We start from the raw sequence: 21237 nt of genomic DNA on the forward strand, positions 1-21237 counted from the left end.
CTGTGACTCGCTACTCAATAGACCATTAGTTCTGTTAGGCGCAACAGTGGAGCGGACATGACCGATCAGATAATCGCCACGTTCACGCGTTTGCCGGCGCTTCTTGCCGGGCATCCCGAGATTGCCCGACGGGCCGAAAGGGCTCGGGTCGTCCTGTTGCTGGAGGCCGGGTCGCAGGGGCTGCGTCTACAGCTTGAAAAGGGGCAGCTGAGTGTGCTTCCGGCCGAGGGGCCGATGCGGGGCTGGGATATCGCCCTGCGCGCCGCGCCTGTGGCCTGGGCCGATCACTGGCGGGCCGTTCCGGCGCCGGATGCCTTCGACATCCTCGGCATGGTTCGCCACGGGCGGATGCGGATCGAAGGCAATTTCGCCCCCTTCATGCGGCACCTGCAGGTGCTGAAGGACATCCTTGCGCTGCCGAGGGCCGCGGCATGAGCCCGCGTTTCGATCCCGTCACCGGGCGCTACCTGCGTCTGGACATCGGTGGCCGGCCGCATCGCCTTTATGTCGAGGAAGCGGGGCAGGGCATTCCGCTGCTGTGCCTGCACACGGCCGGGGCCGATGGTCGGCAGTATCGCGACCTGCTGCTGGACGAGGCCGTCACGTCGCGTTTCCGCGTCATCGCCTTCGACATGCCCTGGCATGGCAAGTCCAGTCCGCCCGAAGGCTGGCAGGACGAGGAATACCGCCTGAGCACCGAGGCCTATGTCGGGATGATCCTGGATGTCTGCGCGGCGCTCGACCTGGACCGCCCGGTGGTTCTGGGGTGTTCGATCGGGGGCCGCATCGTGCTTCAGCTGGCCGCCGATCACCCCGAGAGGTTCCGCGGGCTGATCGGTGCCCAGGGCGCCGCCTGGCAGGATCCCTGGTACGACACCGATTGGCTGCACCGCCCCGATGTGCACGGCGGCGAGGTCTGCGCGGCGCTGATTTCCGGCCTGATTGCGCCCGGCGGCCCCGCGGCGGACCGGCACGAGACGCTGTGGCATTACATGCAGGGCGGTCCGGGGGTCTTCAAGGGCGACCTCTGGTTCTACCGCGTCGACGGCGACCTGCGCGACACCATCGCGCGGATCGACACCGCGCGCTGTCCGCTGTGGCTGATGGCGGGGGAATACGATTTCTCATGCCGCCCCGAGGACATGATCGCCACCGCCGAGGCCATTCCCGGTTGCCAGGCGGTGGTGATGGAACGGCTTGGCCATTTTCCGATGAGCGAGAACTACGGGCAGTTCGCCCGCAGCCTGACCCCGATCCTGGAAGAGATATCGGGGCCGGTTCCCACGGCGCAGGGCGCCGAGGCGAACCAAGAAACGTGATGACACACGGGAGGAGACTACACATGAAACGGACGACAATTCTCGCGGCGGCTTCGGCCCTCGCGATGGTCGCGACGGGCGCCATGGCGCAGGAGACCCTGAAGATCGGCGCGCTTGTGACCATGTCCGGCGCTGGCGCGAGCTGGGGCAACGGCATGAAACGCGCCGCCGAGCTGGCCGCCGAGGACGTCAACGCGGCCGGTGGCCTCGAGGTCGGCGGCACCAGCTACCAGGTCGAGATCATCGCCTATGACGACAGCTACAAGGCCAATGAGGCGGTGACCGCCGCCAATCGCCTCGTCTTCGAGGACAAGGTGAAATACATCATCGGCACCGTCGGCTCGGCGCCGATCCTGGCGATCCAGCCGATTACCGAGGCGAACGGCGTCATCACCATGACTCTGGGTTTCACCGCCCAGGCGCTGACGGCCGAGAAACAGTATACCTTCCGCCCCAACCCGACCACGGCAGAGGTGGCGCAGCCGCAGATCGACTGGATCGTGCGCACCCAGGACGTGAAGACCGTCGGCGCGCTTTTCCCCAAGGACGAGACCGGCGAAGCCATCGCGAAGGACCTGGCCGGGGCCTACGAGCAGGCGGGTGCGACCCTCGCGGCAACCGAATTCTTCGAGCGTGACCGCGTCGACTTCATCCCGCTGCTGACCCGCATCATCGCCCAGGGTGTGGACGCGATCGAGCTGGACGGCAACTCTCCGGTCACCGCCGGGCAGATCGTGCAGCAGGCCCGGGACCTGGGCTTCGAAGGCGTGATCATCCGCACCGGCGGTCCCGCCACCCAAGAGATCGTCAACGTCGCCGGCGAGGCGGCCACCGAGGGGATGTTCGTCCACTCGGCCTTCGACCCCGGCCTGGCCAGCGCCAAGGCCTACGAGGATCGCTACGTCGAGACCTACAACGAGCCGATGAACGGCTTCTCGCCCTTCTTCTACGACGGCACCAAGATGCTGTTCCAGGCAATGCAGGACGCCGGCACGGTCGAGGACACCGAGGCGGTGAAGACCGCCTACGAGAACCTCTCGGACTACGAGGGCATCCTCGGCACGATGAACTGGACGGGGGGTGAGCGCTACGGGATCGACCACCAGCTCGACAGCCCCTTCTACATCGCCCGGGTGACCGGCGGCCAGGAAGAGATCGTCGCCCGCTGCACCTCTGCGGGCTGCGAATAAGCGCCCTTCTGCCGCGCGCCGACAAGGTGCGGTGCGCGGCCCCCTCATGTATAAGGACCGGCTTCCGTGAGCTTCCTCATCGCCCAGTCGCTGATCAACGGCGTGATCCTGGGAACCCTTTACCTTCTGATGGCGATCGGCTTCACGCTGGCCTTCGGCGTCATGCGCATTGTCAATTTCGCGCATGGCGAATTCTACATGATCGGTGCCTTCTGCGCGCTGATCGGCGTGACCTGGCTGGGGCTGCCCTATCCGGTGACCCTGGCCCTGACCATCGTCTTTGCCATCCTCATGGGCGCGGTGGTCGAGCGCCTGGTCTTCCGCCCCTTCCGCAATGACGAACTGTCGGGGATGATCGCCTCGCTCGGCTTGGCGATGATCCTGCAACACGGGGCGCTGATCCTCTTCGGGCCCGACCCGCAGGCCTTCCCGGCGATGGTCTCGGGCGTGTTCAAGTGGGGCGCGCTGATCGTGCCCAAGTCGCGGGCCCTCGCGCTTGGCATCGGCCTGGTCATCCTGCTGATCTTCTACCTGTTCCTGATGCACACCCGGCACGGGCGGGCGCTGCGCGCCCTGGTCCAGGACCAGGAGGTTGCCGCGGTCTTCGGGGTGCGGCTGGAAATCATGTATCCGCTGGGTCTTGGCCTGGGTATCGCCCTGGCCGCGGTGGCGGGCGGCCTGATGGCGCCGCTTTTCGGGGTCTCTCCCTTCATCGGTGCGACGCCGCTGCTGAAAGCCTTCATCGTGGTCATCCTCGGCGGTCTCGGGTCGATCCCGGGTGCGGCCCTCGCGGCGATCCTGCTGGGGCTGATCGAAAGCTTCACCTCGTCCTTCGTCAGCGCCTCGGCCGCCGACATCGTGACCTTCGCGCTGGTCATCGGCGTGCTGCTGGTGCGTCCCGCCGGCCTTCTGGGGAGGGCTGAGGCATGAGCTCCGCAGTCACACACACCGCCTCCGGCCCGCGGCTGATGGCGTTCTTCTGGGCCTTGGCCCTGGTGGCGGTCGCCCTGATCCCCTGGATCACCGGCAGTACCTTCCACTTCCATATCGCGATCATGGTCTGCATCTCGGCGATGGCGACCGGGGGCCTTGCGGTCACCGCCTGGGTCGGCCAGCTGTCGCTTGCCCATGCCGCCTTCGCCGGGATCGGGGCCTATACCTCGGTGCTGCTGGTCACCCGTCTGGGCCTGCCCGTCCTGCTGGGACTCCCGGCCGGTGCGCTGGTCGCAGGGGGCGTGGCCTTCGTGATCGGCGCCCCCCTGCTGCGGCTGCGCGGTGTCTACTTCGTTCTGATCACCTTCGCGCTGAACGAACTGTTCCGCCTGGTCATGCTGGAGGTCCCCGAATATTCGGGCGGATCGAGCGGCATCGCGGGCATTCCCAAGATCTCGCTCTTCGGCCTGACCCTGTCGAGCTACGAGGCCGTCTATCCCTTCGCGCTGGTCTGTCTTGCGCTGGTCATGGGCCTGCTCGTGCTGATCCGCAAAGGCCAGCTTGGCCGCCGCTTCGGCGCGGTCGAAGAAAACCTTGCCCTGGCCGAGGCCTCGGGCATCCCGACTGCCCGGACCCAGACCCTTGCCTTTACCATCGGCAGCGCGATCGCCGGTTTCGCGGGGGCCTTCCTGGCCCATTACGTCGGCTTCATCTCGCCCGAGACCTTCGGGTTCCAGCTTTCGGTCTCTTACGTGATCATGCTGGTGACGGGCGGACGGCTGGCGCTTTGGGGGCCACTGGTCGGCGCGCTTTTCCTGACACCGCTGCCCGAGTTCCTGCGCGGCGCGGTCGAGTATCAGCACATCATCTACGGCGTGGTCCTGATCGCGGTGCTGCGGTTCCTGCCGCAGGGCCTGGCAGGTCTGCCGGCGCAGCTTGCACGTAAAGGAGGCCGGGCATGAGCACGCTTCTGGAAATCGGCGGCCTGACCAAGCGCTTCGGCGGTTTGACGGCCCTGTCCGATGTCAGTTTCACCGTCGCCGGGGACGCGATTACCGGCCTGATCGGGCCCAATGGCGCGGGCAAGACGACCTGTTTCAACCTGATCACCGGGACCTTCCCGGCGACCTCCGGCACGATCCGCTTCCGGGATCAGGACATCTCGGGGCTGCCGCCGCACCGCATCGTCGAGCACGGGCTGGCACGGACCTTTCAGGCGGCCACCACCTTCCCGACCGCGACCGTGCGCGAGAACATCCTGCGCGGGGCGCTGCTGCGTCACCCGCTGGGTCTGGGGGCGATGCTGTTTGGCGGGGCGGCGGCCCGGCGGGCCGAGCAGGAGGCACGCGATACGGTCGAACACGTGATGGAGGCGCTGGATCTGGCCGACCATGCCGACCGCGAGGCCGGAACGCTGGCCTATGGGCATCAAAAGCGCCTCGGCGTGGCGATCGGCCTGGCCACGCGGCCGGGGTTGCTGCTGCTGGACGAACCGGCGGCAGGGCTCAATCCCGACGAGGTGGACCGCTTCGGCTCCATGCTGAACGAGATCCGCGAAGGCTTTGGGGTCTCGGTGCTGATCGTCGAACACCACATGCGGCTGATCATGCGGGTCTGCGACCATCTGGTGGTTCTGGACCATGGCGAGAAGATCGCCGAGGGCGCGCCCGCTCAGGTGCGCGACGACCCGAAAGTCATCGAAGCCTACCTGGGGGTCGACCATGCGCAGTGATCTTTCCGTCCGCAACCTCGTGGTGAACTACGGGCCCGTGCGGGCCCTGCACGGCGTCAGTTTCGACGTGCCTGCGGGGCAGGTGGCCGCGCTGGTCGGCTCGAACGGGGCCGGCAAGAGCACGGTGCTCAAGTCGGTCTGCGGCCTGCTGAAACCCGTCGAGGGCGAGATCCGTGTCGGCGAGGAACTGTTGCAGCCCCGCCCGGGCGATCCGCTGCGCCACGGCGTTGCGCTCTCGCCCGAGGGGCGGCGGCTGTTTGGCCAGCTGTCGGTCGAGGAAAACCTGATCATGGGGTCCTATGCCGTGCGCGACAAGGCGGCGCGGCGCGAGATGCTGGAACGGGTCTACGGCTATTTCCCGCGGCTGAAGGAACGGCGGCGGCAACTGGCGGGCTCGCTTTCGGGCGGGGAACAGCAGATGTGCGCCATTGGCCGCGCCCTGATGGCGCTGCCGCGGATCCTGCTGCTGGACGAACCCTCGCTGGGGATTGCGCCGATCATCGTGGCCGAGCTTGCCGTGATCATCGAGGAGATCAGCCGCGACATGTCGATGACCGTTCTGCTGGTCGAACAGAACGCCCAGATGGCCCTGTCGATCGCGGCCACCGGCGTGGTGCTGGAAACCGGCAGCGTCGTGCTTACCGGCACGGGCCGAGAGCTTTTGGAAAGCCCGGAGGTCCGGGCCGCCTACCTTGGAACTTAAGAAGGAACAGAACATGTCGCTTCTCGCGAAGGAGGCCAGGATTCCGCCGGCCGACCAGGTGCAGGATCTGCTGATTGCCGGGCGATCCGTGCCCGGAGACGGGCCGCCGCTGGATGTGGTGAACCCGGCGACGGGCGCGCGTCTGGGGCGTGTCGGCACCTCGGCTCCGTCGCAGGTGGCCGAGGCGATCGCCGCCGGTCACGCGGCCTTGCGCCGGACCGGCTGGTCCCAGTTGCCACCGCACGAACGGGCGCGCATCCTGTCGCGCGCCGCCGACGAGATCGAACGTCAGGCCGATCATCTTGCGGTCCTCCAGATGAGCGAGAACGGCAAGACGCGCAAGGAAAGCCATGCCCAGGCCATGTCGGCGGCGGGGATCTTCCGCTATTACGCCGCCGTCTGCGAATGCAGCGAAGAGGCGATGCCGCCCGCCCGTGGTGACTACTACACCATGCAGGTCTACGAACCGGTCGGCGTGGTGGCCGCCCTGACCCCCTGGAACTCTCCGCTGACCATGGGCGCGCAGAAGATCGCCCCGGCCCTGGCGGCGGGCAACGCGGTGGTGCTGAAGGCGGCAGAGACAACCTCTTTCGTGACCCTGGCCCTGGGGCAATGCGTCGTCGAGGCCGGTCTGCCCGAGGGGCTGCTGTCGGTCATCGCCGGTGGCCGCGAGACCGCCGTGGCGCTGGTCGAGGATGCGGGGATCGGCCTGATCAGCTTTACCGGCGGCACCGCCACCGGGCAAAGCATTGCCCGCGGTGCGGCGGACCGGCTGGTGCCGATGATCCTGGAGCTGGGGGGCAAGTCGCCGCATATCGTCTTTGCCGATGCCGATCTGGAGGCCGCGGCCAAATCGGTGGCCAACGGGATCTTCAGCGGCACCGGTCAGTCCTGCGTCGCAGGTTCGCGGCTTTTCGTCGAGGCCTCGGTGGCGGATCGCTTCCGCGCCCTGCTGATCGAGGCGGCCGGGGCGATGCGGCTTGGCCCGCCCAGCGACCCCTCCAGCGTGATCGGTCCGCTGTCGTCCTTCGCGCATCGCGAGCGGGTCGAGGGTTTCGTGCAGGCCGGTGTCGCGGCAGGGGGCGAGATCCTCTTTGGCGGCCAGCGCCCGGCGGGCGCGGCCTTCGCCGAGGGGGCCTATTTCCAGCCGACGATCATTGGCGGGCTGGATAACTCTGCCGCCATCGCCCAGGAAGAGATCTTCGGCCCGGTGCTTTGCTTCATGACCTTCGAGGACGAGGCGGAACTGGTCGGCGCCGCCAATGACAGCGATTTCGGCCTTGCGGCGGGGATCTGGACCGAGAGCTATCGTCGCGCCTGGCGGGTCGCTCGTGCCCTCGAGGCCGGGACGGTCTGGATCAACACCTACAAGCAGCTGTCCATTGCGGCCCCCTTCGGTGGCTTCAAACTGTCGGGGCAGGGGCGCGAGAAGGGCCTCCAGGGGATGCGCGCCTACCAGCAGATGAAAAGCCTCTACTGGGCCGTCTGAGGGGCGGCCGTCGCGGACGTGGCCGTCTTGGCGGCCGCGTCCCGGGCATCTTCGGCAATCTGACGGTTGCGCGATGCGGGAAAAGAAAGGGGGCGGCGCCGGATCATGGCGCCGCCCCCTGTTCCGTTGTGGCCCCCGGGGTCAGCAGGGGATGAAGAAGGGCAGCGGTGGCCCCTCGGGCTGCGGCACGAAGCTCACCTGCACCGCATCGCCGATCCGCAGCGCCTCTGGCTGCTGCAACAGGATGCGGGTCATCATGCGCGGCCCCTCGGCCAGTTCGACCAGCGCGACGGCAAAGGGTACGTCCTCGCGGAAGGCGGGGCCGGTGCGGTGCACCGTGGTCAGCGCGTGGATGGTGGCCTGCCCCGAGGCGTCGACCCAGGCGGGGTCCTCGGTCATGCAGGCGGGGCAGACCAGGCGCGGATAGAAGATCGCGTGATCGCAGGCGGTGCAGCGCTGGATCTTCAGTTGCCCGGCCTCCGCGCCCTGCCAGAAGGGGGCGGTTTCGGCATCGGGGGTGGGGACGGGTCTGTTGCTCATCGGCGGGCCTCCTTTCCGAGGATCAGGGTGGAACCGGCCGACAGGGCGCCGCCGGTGCCATGCACGAGGGCAAGATCGGTCGCCACCTGGCGCGCCCCGGCCTCGCCGCGGATCTGGCGCACCGCCTCGACGATCAGGAAGATGCCGTACATGCCGGGATGGGTGTAGCTGAGCCCGCCGCCCTGGGTGTTCATGGCGAAATCGCCGCCGGGGGCGATGCGCCCGTCCGAGACGAAGGCGCCGCCTTCCCCCTTCTTGCAGAACCCGAGGTCCTCCAGGCTCATCAGCGCCGTGATGGTGAAGCTGTCGTAGATCATCGCCAGATCCATGTCCGCCGGGGTCACGCCCGCGCTTTTCAGGGCGGCCGGGCCGGTGATCGCGGCGGGGGTGACGGTCAGGTCGGGCATGTTGGCGATCGAGGCATGGGTGTGGGTCTCGGCCGAACCCCAGAGCCAGGCAGGCGCCCTGGGCAGATCGCGGGCCCGGTCGGCTTTGGTCACCACCACGGCGCCGCCGCCATCGGTCACCAGGCAGCAGTCGAACTTGCCAAGCGGCGTGGCGATCATCGGCGCCGAGAGCACGTCCCCGATGCTGAGGTCCTCATGCCGGGGCGCCTGGGGATTCAGCTGCGCCCATTTGCGGGCGGCCACGGCAACCTCGGCCAGCTGTTCCCGCGTGGTACCGTAAAGGTGCATGTGGCGAGAGGCGGCAAGGGCATAGGCGCCGGTCATCATCGGCAGGCCCCAGAGCCCTTCGAACTGGGTCGAGGCCAGCCAGGGATCGGCCCCGCCGCCAAAGCCCGCGCCCGAGCTGCGCTGCGTCGATCCGTAGGTGATCAGGCAGGTGGTGCAGAGGCCCGCGTCGATGGCCAGGGCCGCGTGCTGGACATAGGCCTCGAAGGAACAGCCCCCGAGAGAGCTGGAGTCGCTGAAGTTCGGGGTGATGCCGAGGTATTCCGCCACCTGCACCGAGGGCATCCGCGTGCCGCGGGACGAGCCGATGGACAGCACGCCGTCCACATCGGCCAGGGTCATCCCGGCATCGGCCAGCGCCCGGCTGGCCGCCTGGGCGTGCAGTTGCAGCTCTGTCCTGTGGGGCAGGACGCCAACCTCGCTTTCGGCGACGCCGGCGATCACCACCCCGTCCCTGAAGTTCTTTCCCATGGTGATCAGCTCTCCTTGTTTCTGTCGGCTTGCCAGTCGGCGAAGGTCCGGTTTTCGCGGGCCAGCCGCTCTAGCAGCGGGGCCGGGCGCAGGCGGTCTTCGCCGGTTTCGTCGGCCCAGGCCGCCAGGGCGCGGGCCACGGCGTCCAGGCCCTCGCCATCGGCCCAGTACATCAGCCCGCCGCGCCAGGCCGGGAAGCCGTAGCCATGCACATAGGTCACGTCGATGTCCGAGGGGCGGGCGGCGATCCCCTCGTCCAGGATGCGCGCCGCCTCGTTCACCATCGGGTAGAAGATGCGGGCGCGGATCTCGTCGTCGGTGAAGTCGCGTTGCGGCGCACCAAGCCGGTCCGATATTTCGGCGATAAGCTGATCGACCTGCGGATCGGGGCGGGGCGTGCGCCCGTCCTCGTAGAGGTAGTAGCCCTTGCCGGTCTTCTGCCCGAAACGGCCGAGCTCGCAGAGCGCATCGGCCACCGGCAGGGCATAGCCCTGGCCCCGGCGCACCATGCGGGCGACGTCCAGCCCGGCCAGGTCGGCCATCTGGAACGGGCCCATGGCCATGCCGAAGGTGGTGATGACGCGGTCCACCGCCTCGGGGCGGGCGCCCTGTTGCAGCAGCTGTTCCGCCTGGTGGTGGCGTTGCCGCAGGATGCGGTTGCCGACGAAGCCGGGGCAGTTGCCGACGATCACCGCCTGCTTGCCCAGGGCGGCGGCCAGCGCCAGCGCCGTGGCCAGGGTGTCGGCATCGGTCCTTGCGCCGCGCACCACCTCGAGCAGGGTCATCACGTTGGCGGGCGAGAAGAAGTGCAACCCGACCACGCGCTGCGGGCGGCCGGTCGCCGCCGCCATCTCGTCGATGTCGAGCGAAGAGGTGTTGGTGGCCAGCACGGCCCCGGGTGCCAAAAGGCCGTCCAGTTCCCGGAACAGCTGCCGCTTCAGCGCCATGTCCTCGAAGACGGCCTCGATCACCAGATCGGCCTGCCCTGCGGCCTCCAGTGTCTGGGCCGGGCGGATGCGGGCCATCCGTGCCTCGGCCTCGGAGGGGCTGAGGCGCCCGCGCTTCACCGAGATCTCGTAGTTCTTGCGGATCCGGTCCAGGCCTGCGCCAAGGCCCTCTGCGCTTTTGTCGATCAGGGTCACGGGCAGGCCCGCGTCGGCAAAGCACATGGCGATCCCGCCGCCCATGGTGCCCGCCCCGATCACCGCCGCGCGGGTGATCTTTGCGGCGGTGCCGGTCAGGCCGTCGGGCAGCCTGGCGGCGGCGCGTTCGGCGAAGAACAGATGACGCATCGCGGCGGATTGCGGGCCCTCGCGCAGCCGCTGGAACAGGGCCTGCTCGGCCTCCTGCGCGGCGCGGCCCCGAAGGCTGAAGGCATTGCCGATGGCCTCGACCAGCAGGTGCGGCGCCTCGGCGCCCCGGGCGCGTTTCAGCAGGCGTTCAGCGGCGACCTCGAAATCGGCGCGCGGGCCCAGGGCGGCGCCGGGCGCACTGCGTGGCGCATCGAAAAGGTCGCGGGCACAGGCGAGTGCGGTGCGGCGCAGGTCGGCGCGATCGGCCGCCACGTCGCTGAGCAGGCCAAGGTCCAGGGCCTCGGCGGCAGAGATGCGCCGGGCGCCTGCGATCAGGTCCAGCGCGGCGACGGCACCGATCACGGCGGGCAGGCGGAAGGTGCCGCCCGCGCCGGGGATCAGGCCCAGCTTGACCTCGGGCAGACCAAGTTCCGCATCCGGCGCCGCGACGCGCCCCGCGCAGGCCAGGGCCAGTTCGAACCCGGCGCCCAGCACCGGCCCGTGCAGGGCCGCGACCACCGGCTTTGCCATGGCCTCGATCCGCAGGAACAGCTCGGGAGAGGTCGGTTCGACCGGCGGTGCCGCGAGCTGGCGGATGTCGGCACCGGCGCAGAAGGTCCGCCCGGTGCCCATCAGGACCACCCCGCGCAGGCTGTCGTCCGCCTCGATCGCGTCCAGTCGGGCGGACAGCGCGGTCCGCACCTCGTGGCCCATGGCATTTACCGGCGGGTTGTCGATCACCAGAACGGCGATCTCGCCGTCGCGCTCGAAACTCACGTAGTCTTGTGTCATGTCAGTTGCCTTCAGTTTGTTCGGTGCTGGCCGCCGCCTCGCGGGCCAGTCGTCTGCGCCGGGCGTAGAGGGCCTGCCAGATGGACAGGGCCAGCATCAGCGCGGCGCAGATCAGCAGCCCGGCGCTGATCGGGCGCTCGATGAAGATCGCCAGGTCGCCGCGCGACACCAGCAGGGCGCGCTTGAAATGCTCTTCGATCAGCGGCCCCAGGATGAAGCCGAGCAGCACCGGCGCGGTCGGGTAGTTCAGCAGGTTCATCACCATCCCGATAAGGCCGAAGGCCAGGGTGACGCCGACGTCGAAGCCATTGCCCCGGACCGAGTAGACCCCGATGCAGATCAGGAAGAGCATGGTCGGATAGAGGATGCGGTAGGGCACCGAGAGCAGCCGGATCCACAGCCCGATCAACGGCACGTTCAGCACCAGCAGGGCGATGTTGCCGATCCAGAAACTGGCCACCAGGCCCCAGAACAGGCGCGGCTGCTGGTCGATGAACTCGGGGCCCGGGATGATGCCGTGGATCATCAGCGCCCCCAGCAGGATGGCCATGACCGCATCGCCCGGCACGCCCAGGCTGAGCGTCGGGATGAAGGCCGCCTGCACCGAGGCGTTGTTGGCCGATTCCGGCGCCACGATCCCCTCGACCGCGCCCTTGCCGAAGCGGGAGGGATCCTTCGCCGCGCGGCGTTCGACCGCGTAGGAGACGAAGGTGGCCATCGACGGGCCAGAGCCGGGCAGGGCGCCGATGATCGAGCCGATGACGGCGCCGCGCGCCGCTGGCCAGGAGAAACGCGACCAGTCCTCGCGGGTGGGCAGCATCGAGCGATAGGTGATGTGCTTGGCTAGCACCTTCGGGCGTTCACGGCGGATCAGCATCGTCAGGATCTCGGAGACGCCGAAAAGGCCCATGGCGATGGCCACCAGCTGGAACCCCTCGGCCATCTCGAAATAGCCGAAGGTGAACCGCATCTGGCCCGAGTTGATGTCGGTGCCCGGGATGGCCAGGGCCAGGCCCAGAACCACCATGGCCAGCCCCTTCAGCGGTGATCCGACGCCCAGGGTCGAGGCAGCGATCAGGCCCAGGAACATGGCGGCGAAATACTCGGCCGAGTTGAAGCTGAGGGCGAGTTGCGACAGCGCCGGGGTGAAGAGCATCAGCGCGCAGATGGCAAAGACCCCGCCCGCGAAGCTGGCGATCGAGGTCATGAACAGCGCCACCCCGGCGCGCCCGTTGCGGGCCATGGGGTAGCCGTCGAGGCAGGTGATCGCCGCCGTGGCGGTGCCTGGGATGTTCAGCAGGATGGCCGCGGTCGAACTGCCGTATTGCGCACCGTAGAAGATCCCCGCCAGCATGATCAGGCCGACCATCGGGTCGAGGTAGTAGGTCAGGGGCAGCAGCATCGAGATGGCGGTCAGCGCCCCGAGGCCCGGAAGCACGCCGACGAAGGTGCCGACGGTGACCCCGATGAAGCAGAACAGGAGGGCGTCCAGGCTGAGGGCCGCCGCGAAGCCTTGCGTGAGAGAATCGAGCATGTCGCGGTCACCACCAGAAAGGATTGAGGGAGATGCGCAGCCCGACGACGAAGACCAGGTAACCCAGGGCTGCGATCACCAGCCCGGCGAGCGCGGCGCGCAGCGGACGGAACGGGGCATCGGCGATGGCTGCCAGCATGACGACCCCCAGGGTCGCGGGAATGAGGCCGAGGGGTCGCGCGGCGACAGCGAAGAACAGCATCGCCACCGAGACCGCCAGCACCGGGCGCCAGCCGAAGGGAAAGGGCCTGCGGGCGGCAAAGCCGCTTTCGATCACCAGGCCTGCGGAAAACCCGATCAGCGCCACGCCGATGGCGACCGGCATGTAGCCGGGCCCCATCCGTTTCAGCGATCCCAGGGAAAACTCGCTGCCTTCTAGAACCATGAAGGCCCCGAGGGCCCCAAGCGCCAGTGCGGCCAGAAGCTCTGGCCAGTTGATTTGTCTCGACATGTTCGGCTCCTCCCTAAGCCGCTCTTACCAGGCGTCGATCATTGGACGCTTGGAGTGCTTCGGCAGGCGCGCCTCGGGCACGGCCTGCATGGCACGGGCCAGGGCTGAACGGGTCTCTGCCGGGTCGATCACCGCGTCGATGCTGAGGAAGGGCGCGATGTTGACCGCCTTGCCTGTCTCGTACATCTCCGCCACGATCTGCTGATAGCGCGCCTCCCGCGCGCCTTCGTCGGCGATCGCCTCCAGCTCCTTGCGGAACCCGAGGCGCGCCGCACCCTCCAGCCCCATGGCGCCGAACTCTCCCGAAGGCCAACTCAGCGTCATCTGGCTGCTTTCGTGGAAACTGCCCCCGGCCATGGCCATTGCGCCCAGGCCATAGGCCTTGCGCAGGATGACCGAGAAGAACGGCGTGTTCAGGCTGGCCCCGACCAGGAACAGGCGGCTGAAATGGCGCACGTTGGCCCGCGTCTCGGCATCCGGTCCGACCATGAAGCCGGGGGTGTCGATGAGGCTGATGACGGGCAGGTCGAAGGCATCGCAAAGTTGCAGGAACCGCGCCGCCTTGTCGGCTTCGTCACGGTCCACCGCGCCGCCGTTCACGGCCGCCACATTGGCCAGGATGCCGCAGGGTTTGCCCTCGATCCGCGCCAGGGCGGTGACCAGGGCCGGGCCGAAACCGGCGCGCAGTTCCAGCACGCTGTCGCGGTCGGCCAGGGTTTCGATCAGCGGGCGCACGTCATAGGCGCGCTTGCGGTCCTCGGGCACGGCACCGCGCAGCTGGCGGGTGTCGTTGGCCTCCCAGCTGTCGATCGGCCCCTGGAAATAGGACAGGTACTTGCGGGCCGCCTCGGTGGCCTCTTCCTCGTCCGCGACCAGGATGTCGATCACGCCGTTACGGCTGTGCACCGAGGTCGGGCCGACCTCTTCGGGCCGGAAGACGCCGAGGCCGGCGCCCTCGATCATCGCCGGGCCGCCCATGCCGATAGTGGCATCCTCGGTGGCGATCACTACGTCGCAGACGCCAAGCACGGCGGCATTGCCGGCAAAGCAGCGCCCCGAGACGATGCCCACCATGGGCGCCACGCCCGAGTGCCGGGCGAGTTGCCAGAAGGTCGGGTTGGCCAGGTTCACGCCGGGCCGGTTGTCGGTGTCGCCGGGCCGCCCGCCGCCCCCTTCGGCGTAGACCACCACCGGCAGGGCCGCGCGTTCGGCGACCTTCAGCAGCCGGTCCGTCTTGCGGTGCCCGATATTGCCCTGAGTGCCCGCAAAGACCGTATAGTCGTAGGACATCACCGCCGCGCGGCCCTTCTCGGGGCCGAAGGTGTCGGCGTTGATCGTGCCGATGCCGGCCACCAGGCCGTCGGCCGGGCTGATCTTGCGCAGGTGCTCTTCGGGGTGGCGGCTGCGTTGCGCGGCAACGGCCAGCGCGCCGTATTCCACGAAGCTTCCGCTGTCGCAGAGGTCGTCGATATTCTCCCGTGCGGTGCGCTTGCCCTTGTCGTGACGGCGGGCGACCGCCTCGGGGCGCGCGGCGTCCAGGCCGCTGTCGCGCCGGGCCAGGGCCTCGGCCAGGTCGGGCCGGATCCGGTTCGGGTCGAAGGCGGCTTCCTCGCTGCGTGCGGCCCCGGCGATCTCGCCCGGTTCGACCACCACCAGGGCATCGCCCTTCGAGATGACCTCGCCCGGGCAGGCAAGGCGGCGCACATGGCCCGCCACATCGGCGGTGACCACATGCTCCATCTTCATGGCTTCGAGGACAGCGACCGGCGTGCCCAGGGCGACCGGTTCCCCGTCTGTCACCAGCAAAGAGACCAGCACCCCGCCCATGGGGGCGGCGATGCCGATCAGGCCGTCGCCCACCTCGGCCCCGGTCGGAGCCGTGGCAACCGGGCTGTCCGGGATGCTGCGGTGGCTTTGGGCCGGGGCCGGTGCGCGGACCAGTTCGGCCACCCGGTCGTCGACCATGCGGGTGGTCACGGCGCCGGTATGAACCTCGTCGAGTGCCAGCAGCTTGCGCAGGAAACCGATGTTGGTCTCGACCCCGCCGATCAGGAAGTCGGACAGCGCCCGGTCCAGGCGCTGGCGCAGCGACGGCCAGTCCTGACCACGCACGATGACCTTGGCCAGCAGCGAGTCGTAGAAGGGCGAGAGCGTCAGCCCGCTATAGCCCGAGCCGTCGATGCGCAGGCCGGGCCCCGTGGGCACCTCATAGGAGGTGATCGTGCCGTCCGCGATCCGGGCCATGCCATCTTCGGACATGATCTCGGCGTTGACGCGTGCCTGCACGGCGAAGCCGCGGGGCGCGGGCAGACTGTCCTGGGTCAGGCCCAGCTCGCCCAGGGTTTCCCCGGCGCAGACCCGGATCTGTGCGGCGACCAGGTCGAGGCCCATCACCTCTTCGGTGACCGTGTGTTCGACCTGGATGCGGGGGTTCACCTCGATAAAGGCGTAATCGCCGCGGTCCTCGTCGACCAGGTATTCGACGGTGGCAAGGCCACGGTAGTTCACCGCGGCAGCCAGGCGCACGGCATCCTCCTGCATGGCCCTGGTCAGGGCCTCGGGCACCCAGGGGCTGGGGGCGATTTCAAGAAGCTTCTGGTTGCGCCGCTGCACCGTGCATTCGCGGTTCCACAGGTGGGTGATGCCGCCCTGTCCGTCGCCCAGCACCTGCACCTCGACATGGCGGGCGCGTTCGATCAGCCGTTCCATGTAAAGCGCATCGTCGCCGAAGGCGGACTTCGCCTCGGCACGGCAGCTCTTCACGGCGGCCTCCAGGTCTTCGGCCTGCCGCACCGTGCGGATGCCACGACCGCCGCCGCCCGACACGGCCTTGACCATCACCGCGGTGCCCGCGGGCTGCGCGGCGAAGAAGGCCAGGGCATCCTCGGTCGAGGTCACGGTCTCGAGCCCCTCGACCACCGGCACCGCAAGCGACACCGCAAGGGCGCGGGCGCGGGCCTTGTCGCCCAGCCGGGCCAGGCTGTCGGGCATTGGCCCCACGAAAGTGATCCCCGCGTCCTCGCACTGGCGCGCGAAACTGGCGTTCTCGGAGAGGAAGCCATAGCCCGGGTGGACGAAGTCGCAACCGGCAGAGCGCGCCGCGTCGACCACGGTGCCGATATCGAGATAGGCCATTGCGCCGCGCCCGGGGATGAGCAGCGCCTCGTTCGCGGCGGTCACATGGGCGGCAGCCCTGTCATCCTCAGGGTGAATGGCCACGCTGGTGATTCCGAGCTCGGCACAGGCCCGTGCCACGCGAACGGCGATCTCCCCCCGATTCGCGATCAGGAGTTTCTTTCCGGACAAACCTTCTTCCTTCAATTTTTGGCTCCCGGCAGGCGGTTTTCGTCTTTGGTTCCGAGCATGATTTCCCCCTCTGTGTTCTTTTAAGTAGAACATATGGTCTGAAAGATTCACAAGACTTATGTTCGGCCGCTTGGCGTTTTTGCGAGGCGGGACTCAGGGTTCGCCAGAAATTTCTGGCAGGAAGGGCATTGCCAGAAGAGCGGATATGGATATGGTTTAGAACATGTGGTCTGTCAAAAAGACCATTTTGAAAAATGGGAGGAACCATGAAATCTTCGAAAACGCTCGCCCTTGGCCTTGCCCTTGGGCTTTCCGCCGCGTCCCTCGGCCAGGCCCAGGACTACCCGAGTGAACCCATCAAGGTGCTGGTCGGCTTCAGTGCCGGCAGCTCGATCGACACCGTGGCCCGCATCATGGCCGAGAAGCTGACGGAGTCGCTGGGCCAGCCGGTGGTGGTCGAGAACCGCACCGGGGCCAACGGGATGCTGGCGGCGACCGCCGTCGCCCAGGCCGATCCCGACGGCCACACGGTGCTGTTCTCGAACTCGAGCTCGATCACCGTCAATCCGACGCTGTTCAAGGATATCCAGTACCAGCCGCTGGTGGATTTCGCGCCGATCACCAAGGTCGTCGAAACCCCCTTCATCCTGGTCACCAACCCCGAGAATCCCCGCACCGAGGGTGTGACGGATGTCGCCTCGCTGGTTGAGACGGCCCGCGCCAATCCGGGGGATCTGTCCTATGGCTCTGCCGGGATCGGCAACCTGATCCATCTCGCCACCGAGATCATGGCGCAGAAGACCGGCACCGAGATGACCCACATCCCCTACAAGGGCGCCGCCCCGATGGAAGTCGGGCTGCTGTCGGGCGAGATCGACCTGGCCTTCGATACACCCTCGGGGGTGCCGCAGATCGAGGCCGGCCGACTGACCGCGCTGGCGGTTTCGGGGCCGGATCGCTGGCCTGGCCTGCCCGATACGCCAACGATGATGGAAGCCGGGATCGACGGGTTCAACGTCACCTTCTGGACCGGCGTCTTCATGCCCGATGGCACCGATCCCTCCATCGTCCAGACCTTCTACGACGCCATCGTAAGCGCGACCGAAGATCCCGAGACCCGCGCCAAGCTGGAGTTGCAGGGCCGTCCGGTCGTCCCGTCGCCCGAGGACTTCCGCAGCCAGGTCGAGGCCGAGACCGAGACCGCCGCCGAAATCATCAAGTCGGCAAACATCGTCGTGGGCCAGTAACCCCGACCGTTGTTTCGCTGCGCGGCCGGCCGGGGTCGGCCGCGCAAGACACTCCGCCAAAGAACAGAGAGACCAGATGACTCCCTCCTCCCTTCGACCGACCGCGCAGCTTGACCGGCTTTTCAATCCCCGGTCGATCGCCATCGTCGGCGCCTCGGCCAACGCCAGTTCCTTCGGTGGCCGCTTCATGCAGAACCTCTCGGGGTTCGACGGAGCCCTCTACCTGGTGAACCCGCGCTATGACGAGATCGACGGCGTGCCGTGCCATGCCGCGCTTGGCGACCTGCCTGAGGTGCCGGACTGCGTCCTGGTGGCGACGGGCCTGTCGATGGTCGAAGCGATCGTCGAGGAGGCCATCGCGGTGGGGGCGGGCGGGGTGGTGCTGATCGCCTCGGGCTTTGCCGAAACGGGCGACGCCGAAACCGCCGCCGTGCAGGGCCGCATTGCCGCCCGCGCCCGGGAAAGCGGGATGCCCCTGGTCGGGCCCAATACAATCGGTTTCGTCAACTTCGCCTCGCGGGCCGGGGCCACCTTCCTGACCGGGCTCGACCTCGACAAGGGGTTCGACTGTCCCGCAGAGCGACGTGCGATCGGCCTGGCCAGCCAGTCCGGCGCGCTTGGCCTGTCGCTGGCGCAGTCGATGAACCGCGACATCTTCTTCAGCCATGTGCTGTCCTGTGGTAATTCCGCGGATGTGGACGTGGCCGATTGCGCCAACTTCCTGGTCGATGATCCGGGCTGCCGGGTGATCGTCTGCCTGCTGGAGGGGCTGGCCAACCCGCGACGCATGGAAGAGGTCTGCCGCCGCGCGACGCAGGCCGGCAAGCCGCTGATCCTGTGCAAGATGGCCCGGGGCGCCTCCGGGGCCGAGGCGGCGGCCTCGCACACCGGCAGCCTTGCCGGATCGCAGGCCGCCTATCGCAGCATGATCGACCGGGCCGGCGGCATCATGATCGACGACTTCGAAGATCTGCTGGAGGTCGCCACTTTCCTCTCCAAGGTAGGGGCGCCGTCGAGTGACGGGAGCATGGTCATCGCGACCTCGGGCGGGGCCGCCATCATGGCCGCCGATGCCGCTGAAACGGCGGGCGTCCCGCTGCCGCAGCCGGACGGCGCCGTGCTTGCGACCCTGGCCGAGCATATTCCCAGCTTCGGTGCGGTCCGCAATCCGGCGGATGTCACCGCCGAGGTGGTGAACAACATGACCTCGCTGACCGCTTGCGTCGACACCGTCCTGGCCGACGACAGCTACGGCGTGATCGTCATCCCGCACCCGCTGGCCTATGACACGGCGACCCCCCGAATCCAGCTGTTGGATGAGCTGGCCCGCAAGGCCGACAAGGTGATTGCCATGGTCTGGCTTTCGGGCTGGCTGGAAGGGCCGGGCGCGGCAGAGATCGAGGCCAGCCGCAATCTTGCGCTGTTCCGCTCCAACACCGCCTGCTTTACCGCGATCCGGTTGTGGGCCGACTGGCACCGCCGACGCGCTGCGGTCGCAGAGCGGGCGCCGAGGCTGGTCGAAGAGGCCGCGCGGAGTGAGGTGGCGCGCAAGCTGGCCGCCGCGCGGTCCGCCACGATCCCCGAGCGCGAGGCGAAGGCGCTTCTGGCGGCCTATGGGGTGCCTGTCACCGGCGATCGCCGCGCCACCTCTGCCGAAGAGGTGCGCAGCGCGGCCGCAGAGATGGGCGGGCGCCTGGTGATGAAGATCGACAGCCCCGACATTGCCCATAAGACCGAGGTCGGAGGCATCGCCCTAGGCCTGGAAGGCGCCGAGGCGGCCGTCGCCGCCTACGAGCGGATGATGGGCGCTGTCCGCACGGCCGTTCCTGCGGCGCGCATCGACGGGGTGATCCTTCAGCATATGGTTCCCGAAGGGCTGGAGATCGTCGTCGGCGCCCGGGTCGACCCGGCCTTCGGGCCGCTGGTGCTTGTCGGGCTTGGCGGCGTCCTCGTCGAATTGATGGCCGATAGTGTCACGGCCCCTGCGCCGGTGACCGCAGCGCAGGCAGAGGCGATGCTGGCGAGGCTGCGGGGCGAAAGCCTGCTGGATGGCTTCAGGGGGCAGCCCGCCGTCGATCGCAAGGCGCTGGCGGACATCATCGCCCGGGTGTCCGAGTTCGCAGCCGATCACGGCGAGGTCCTGTCGGAGATGGACGTGAACCCGCTCATCTGCCGGGGCGCAGAGATCATCGCGGCGGACGCGCTGCTGGTTCTCGCCGAGATGGGGGCAGGGGCTGCAACGGCTGCGGTCTAGGGTCTGGCGGTCGGGCCGCATGGCGGGTGCCCCCGAGCCTGCGGCCTGCCGTCCCATCACGGGGCCCAGGCCGGAGGCCGGTTCTTCGCCGTGAAGACTTCTGATCGGATTTCTATGGTGATAGGGTCCAATCCTACAGTTCGATGAAAATGACGTCAGGCGTATCGCCCATTCAAACGACCAGTCGAGGTAGATGTGACAGCCCAGGACAACACCAATCCCGACAAGGAGAAGTCATCGCGCGGCGTCGCCGCGGTGGACAGGGCGCTGTCGATCATCGCGGCGCTTGAAGCCAGCACGATCCCCCGCAACCTGTCCGAGATCGCCCGGGCGACGGGGCTCTACAAGAGCACGATCCTGCGGCTGATGGAGTCGTTGCAGGCCGCCGGCTACGTGATCCGGATCGAAGAGTCCAAATATGCGCTCGGCCCGACGATCATGCAGCTTGGCCTGGCCTACGAGCGCAGCAACCCGCTGCGCCATCACTTCCTGCCGGTCATGGAGCGCCTGGTCTCGATCGGAACGGAAAGCCCGTCGTTCCACGTGCGCCAGACCGCGACCGAGCGGCTGTGCCTGTTCCGGCTGGATTCGCAGCATTCCACCCTGGACCGCGTGCAAGTCGGGGATCGCCTGCCCCTGTATCGGGGCGCGGCCGGGAAGGTCCTGCGCGCTTTCGGTGATCCGCCCGAGCAGGGCAGCGACATGGATCTGATCCGCCAGGAGGGCTTCGCCGTTTCGCTTGGGGAAAGAGACAAGCTCTGTGCGGGTATCGCGGCACCTGTCTTCTCGGGATCAGAGCGCTTGCTGGGGGCCCTGTCTTTCTCGGGACCGAGAGAGCGTTTCCGCGAAGAGGATATCACCCGTATGCGGCCGCGGTTGCTGGATGCCGCACGAGAGCTCTCCATCGGGTTGGGCGCCTAGGGGCTCGTCCATGGTGCGGGGGGCCTTGGCCCGAGTCTCCAGCGCCTGCCGCGCCGCCTCTAGCCCGGAATCGCCGACGATTCCGGGAAAACTCACCACGATTTGCGGCCCTCACGCAGAGCAGGGCAGGCCCCCAGGGGGCAGGCGGCCTTTCAGATCCCTGTATTCTATGGGGTCGTGAGAAAATCTGAGCCGGGATCCGATTTTCTTTCAAAAACCCCTTGCGACTCCCCCGCACTCCTCGTAGAAGCCCCTTCACCGGCGGCGCTGAGGCGCTGCGGGGCGGCCCGGACGGGTCGGACGGAACGAAGCGGCGGCGCTGCTGAGGGAGGTTCGAGGCGGACGGGTTGAAGGAAATTCAGAGGTACTGT

The 21237-nt window shown here is 68.1% G+C and carries 17 protein-coding genes; 11 read left to right on the forward strand and 6 right to left on the reverse strand.

Going from position 1 to position 21237, the window contains the following annotated elements; all coding sequences use genetic code 11:
- Positions 1-57: 57 nt before the first annotated feature.
- The 8 genes from ACRARE_RS18980 (at position 58) to ACRARE_RS19015 (ending at position 7366) form a co-directional block, all read left to right on the forward strand.
- On the forward strand, positions 58-435 hold the full coding sequence (locus ACRARE_RS18980; RefSeq protein WP_432658037.1) for a hypothetical protein: 378 nt from the start codon (positions 58-60) through the stop codon (positions 433-435).
- Positions 432-1319 carry an alpha/beta fold hydrolase gene (locus ACRARE_RS18985; RefSeq protein ID WP_432658038.1) on the forward strand — a complete coding sequence of 296 codons (888 nt, stop codon included), beginning with the start codon at positions 432-434 and terminating at the stop codon, positions 1317-1319. The genes ACRARE_RS18980 and ACRARE_RS18985 overlap by 4 nt, the downstream gene beginning before the upstream one ends.
- Positions 1320-1342: 23 nt before the next feature.
- Positions 1343-2509: an ABC transporter substrate-binding protein gene (locus tag ACRARE_RS18990; protein WP_432658039.1), complete on the forward strand. Its 1167-nt coding sequence runs from the start codon at positions 1343-1345 to the stop codon at positions 2507-2509.
- Between the two features lie 66 nt (positions 2510-2575).
- Positions 2576-3439, forward strand: a complete 864-nt coding sequence (locus ACRARE_RS18995) for a branched-chain amino acid ABC transporter permease (RefSeq protein ID WP_010142002.1) — start codon at positions 2576-2578, stop codon at positions 3437-3439.
- Complete coding sequence (locus ACRARE_RS19000) at positions 3436-4404, forward strand: branched-chain amino acid ABC transporter permease (protein WP_432658040.1); 969 nt, start codon at positions 3436-3438, stop codon at positions 4402-4404. Before ACRARE_RS18995 ends, ACRARE_RS19000 begins: the two co-directional genes overlap by 4 nt.
- Entirely contained in the window at positions 4401-5174 is a 774-nt protein-coding gene (locus tag ACRARE_RS19005) for an ABC transporter ATP-binding protein (RefSeq protein ID WP_432658041.1), read from the forward strand. Before ACRARE_RS19000 ends, ACRARE_RS19005 begins: the two co-directional genes overlap by 4 nt.
- Positions 5164-5877, forward strand: a complete 714-nt coding sequence (locus ACRARE_RS19010; RefSeq protein WP_432658042.1) for an ABC transporter ATP-binding protein — start codon at positions 5164-5166, stop codon at positions 5875-5877. The genes ACRARE_RS19005 and ACRARE_RS19010 overlap by 11 nt, the downstream gene beginning before the upstream one ends.
- A 13-nt stretch (positions 5878-5890) precedes the next feature.
- Positions 5891-7366: an aldehyde dehydrogenase family protein gene (locus tag ACRARE_RS19015; RefSeq protein ID WP_432658043.1), complete on the forward strand. Its 1476-nt coding sequence runs from the start codon at positions 5891-5893 to the stop codon at positions 7364-7366.
- 141 nt (positions 7367-7507) lie between these two features.
- Here ACRARE_RS19015 and ACRARE_RS19020 read toward each other — a convergent pair whose 3' ends face one another.
- Genes ACRARE_RS19020 through ACRARE_RS19045 form a run of 6 tightly spaced genes read right to left on the reverse strand, consistent with a single transcriptional unit; the run spans position 7508 to position 16459 of the window.
- Positions 7508-7906: a Zn-ribbon domain-containing OB-fold protein gene (locus tag ACRARE_RS19020; RefSeq protein WP_432658044.1), complete on the reverse strand. Its 399-nt coding sequence runs from the start codon at positions 7904-7906 to the stop codon at positions 7508-7510.
- Complete coding sequence (locus tag ACRARE_RS19025) at positions 7903-9069, reverse strand: acetyl-CoA acetyltransferase (protein ID WP_432658045.1); 1167 nt, start codon at positions 9067-9069, stop codon at positions 7903-7905. The genes ACRARE_RS19020 and ACRARE_RS19025 overlap by 4 nt, the downstream gene beginning before the upstream one ends.
- Positions 9070-9074: 5 nt before the next feature.
- A complete protein-coding gene (locus ACRARE_RS19030; protein ID WP_432658046.1) occupies positions 9075-11153 on the reverse strand; it encodes a 3-hydroxyacyl-CoA dehydrogenase NAD-binding domain-containing protein in 2079 nt (692 codons plus the stop codon).
- Position 11154: 1 nt separating this feature from the next.
- On the reverse strand, positions 11155-12687 hold the full coding sequence (locus tag ACRARE_RS19035; protein WP_432658047.1) for a tripartite tricarboxylate transporter permease: 1533 nt from the start codon (positions 12685-12687) through the stop codon (positions 11155-11157).
- Positions 12688-12694: 7 nt separating this feature from the next.
- Positions 12695-13138, reverse strand: a complete 444-nt coding sequence (locus tag ACRARE_RS19040; RefSeq protein ID WP_432658048.1) for a tripartite tricarboxylate transporter TctB family protein — start codon at positions 13136-13138, stop codon at positions 12695-12697.
- A gap of 24 nt (positions 13139-13162) precedes the next feature.
- Complete coding sequence (locus tag ACRARE_RS19045; protein ID WP_432658049.1) at positions 13163-16459, reverse strand: carboxyl transferase domain-containing protein; 3297 nt, start codon at positions 16457-16459, stop codon at positions 13163-13165.
- Positions 16460-16710: 251 nt separating this feature from the next.
- Between ACRARE_RS19045 and ACRARE_RS19050 the strand changes: the two genes are divergently transcribed.
- From ACRARE_RS19050 to ACRARE_RS19060, 3 genes are all read left to right on the forward strand, one after another.
- On the forward strand, positions 16711-17691 hold the full coding sequence (locus tag ACRARE_RS19050; protein WP_432658050.1) for a Bug family tripartite tricarboxylate transporter substrate binding protein: 981 nt from the start codon (positions 16711-16713) through the stop codon (positions 17689-17691).
- Between the two features lie 76 nt (positions 17692-17767).
- Positions 17768-19945, forward strand: coding sequence for an acetate--CoA ligase family protein (locus tag ACRARE_RS19055; protein ID WP_432658051.1), 2178 nt, complete (start codon positions 17768-17770; stop codon positions 19943-19945).
- Between the two features lie 195 nt (positions 19946-20140).
- A complete protein-coding gene (locus ACRARE_RS19060; protein ID WP_432658052.1) occupies positions 20141-20866 on the forward strand; it encodes an IclR family transcriptional regulator in 726 nt (241 codons plus the stop codon).
- The last annotated feature ends 371 nt before the right edge of the window (positions 20867-21237 follow it).

Source organism: Pseudooceanicola aquaeponti, from assembly GCF_050897975.1.
GTDB lineage: Bacteria > Pseudomonadota > Alphaproteobacteria > Rhodobacterales > Rhodobacteraceae > Pseudooceanicola.

Coding starts and splice junctions, on each gene's coding strand:
- ACRARE_RS19005 (WP_432658041.1), top strand. CDS start 4,401: ATGAGCACGCTTCTGGAAATCGGCGGCCTGACCAAGCGCTTCGGCGGT.
- ACRARE_RS19000 (WP_432658040.1), top strand. CDS start 3,436: ATGAGCTCCGCAGTCACACACACCGCCTCCGGCCCGCGGCTGATGGCG.
- ACRARE_RS19025 (WP_432658045.1), bottom strand. CDS start 9,069: ATGGGAAAGAACTTCAGGGACGGGGTGGTGATCGCCGGCGTCGCCGAA.
- ACRARE_RS19055 (WP_432658051.1), top strand. CDS start 17,768: ATGACTCCCTCCTCCCTTCGACCGACCGCGCAGCTTGACCGGCTTTTC.
- ACRARE_RS19035 (WP_432658047.1), bottom strand. CDS start 12,687: ATGCTCGATTCTCTCACGCAAGGCTTCGCGGCGGCCCTCAGCCTGGAC.
- ACRARE_RS19030 (WP_432658046.1), bottom strand. CDS start 11,153: ATGACACAAGACTACGTGAGTTTCGAGCGCGACGGCGAGATCGCCGTT.
- ACRARE_RS18980 (WP_432658037.1), top strand. CDS start 58: ATGACCGATCAGATAATCGCCACGTTCACGCGTTTGCCGGCGCTTCTT.
- ACRARE_RS19015 (WP_432658043.1), top strand. CDS start 5,891: ATGTCGCTTCTCGCGAAGGAGGCCAGGATTCCGCCGGCCGACCAGGTG.
- ACRARE_RS19050 (WP_432658050.1), top strand. CDS start 16,711: ATGAAATCTTCGAAAACGCTCGCCCTTGGCCTTGCCCTTGGGCTTTCC.
- ACRARE_RS19010 (WP_432658042.1), top strand. CDS start 5,164: ATGCGCAGTGATCTTTCCGTCCGCAACCTCGTGGTGAACTACGGGCCC.
- ACRARE_RS19040 (WP_432658048.1), bottom strand. CDS start 13,138: ATGTCGAGACAAATCAACTGGCCAGAGCTTCTGGCCGCACTGGCGCTT.
- ACRARE_RS19020 (WP_432658044.1), bottom strand. CDS start 7,906: ATGAGCAACAGACCCGTCCCCACCCCCGATGCCGAAACCGCCCCCTTC.
- ACRARE_RS18990 (WP_432658039.1), top strand. CDS start 1,343: ATGAAACGGACGACAATTCTCGCGGCGGCTTCGGCCCTCGCGATGGTC.
- ACRARE_RS18985 (WP_432658038.1), top strand. CDS start 432: ATGAGCCCGCGTTTCGATCCCGTCACCGGGCGCTACCTGCGTCTGGAC.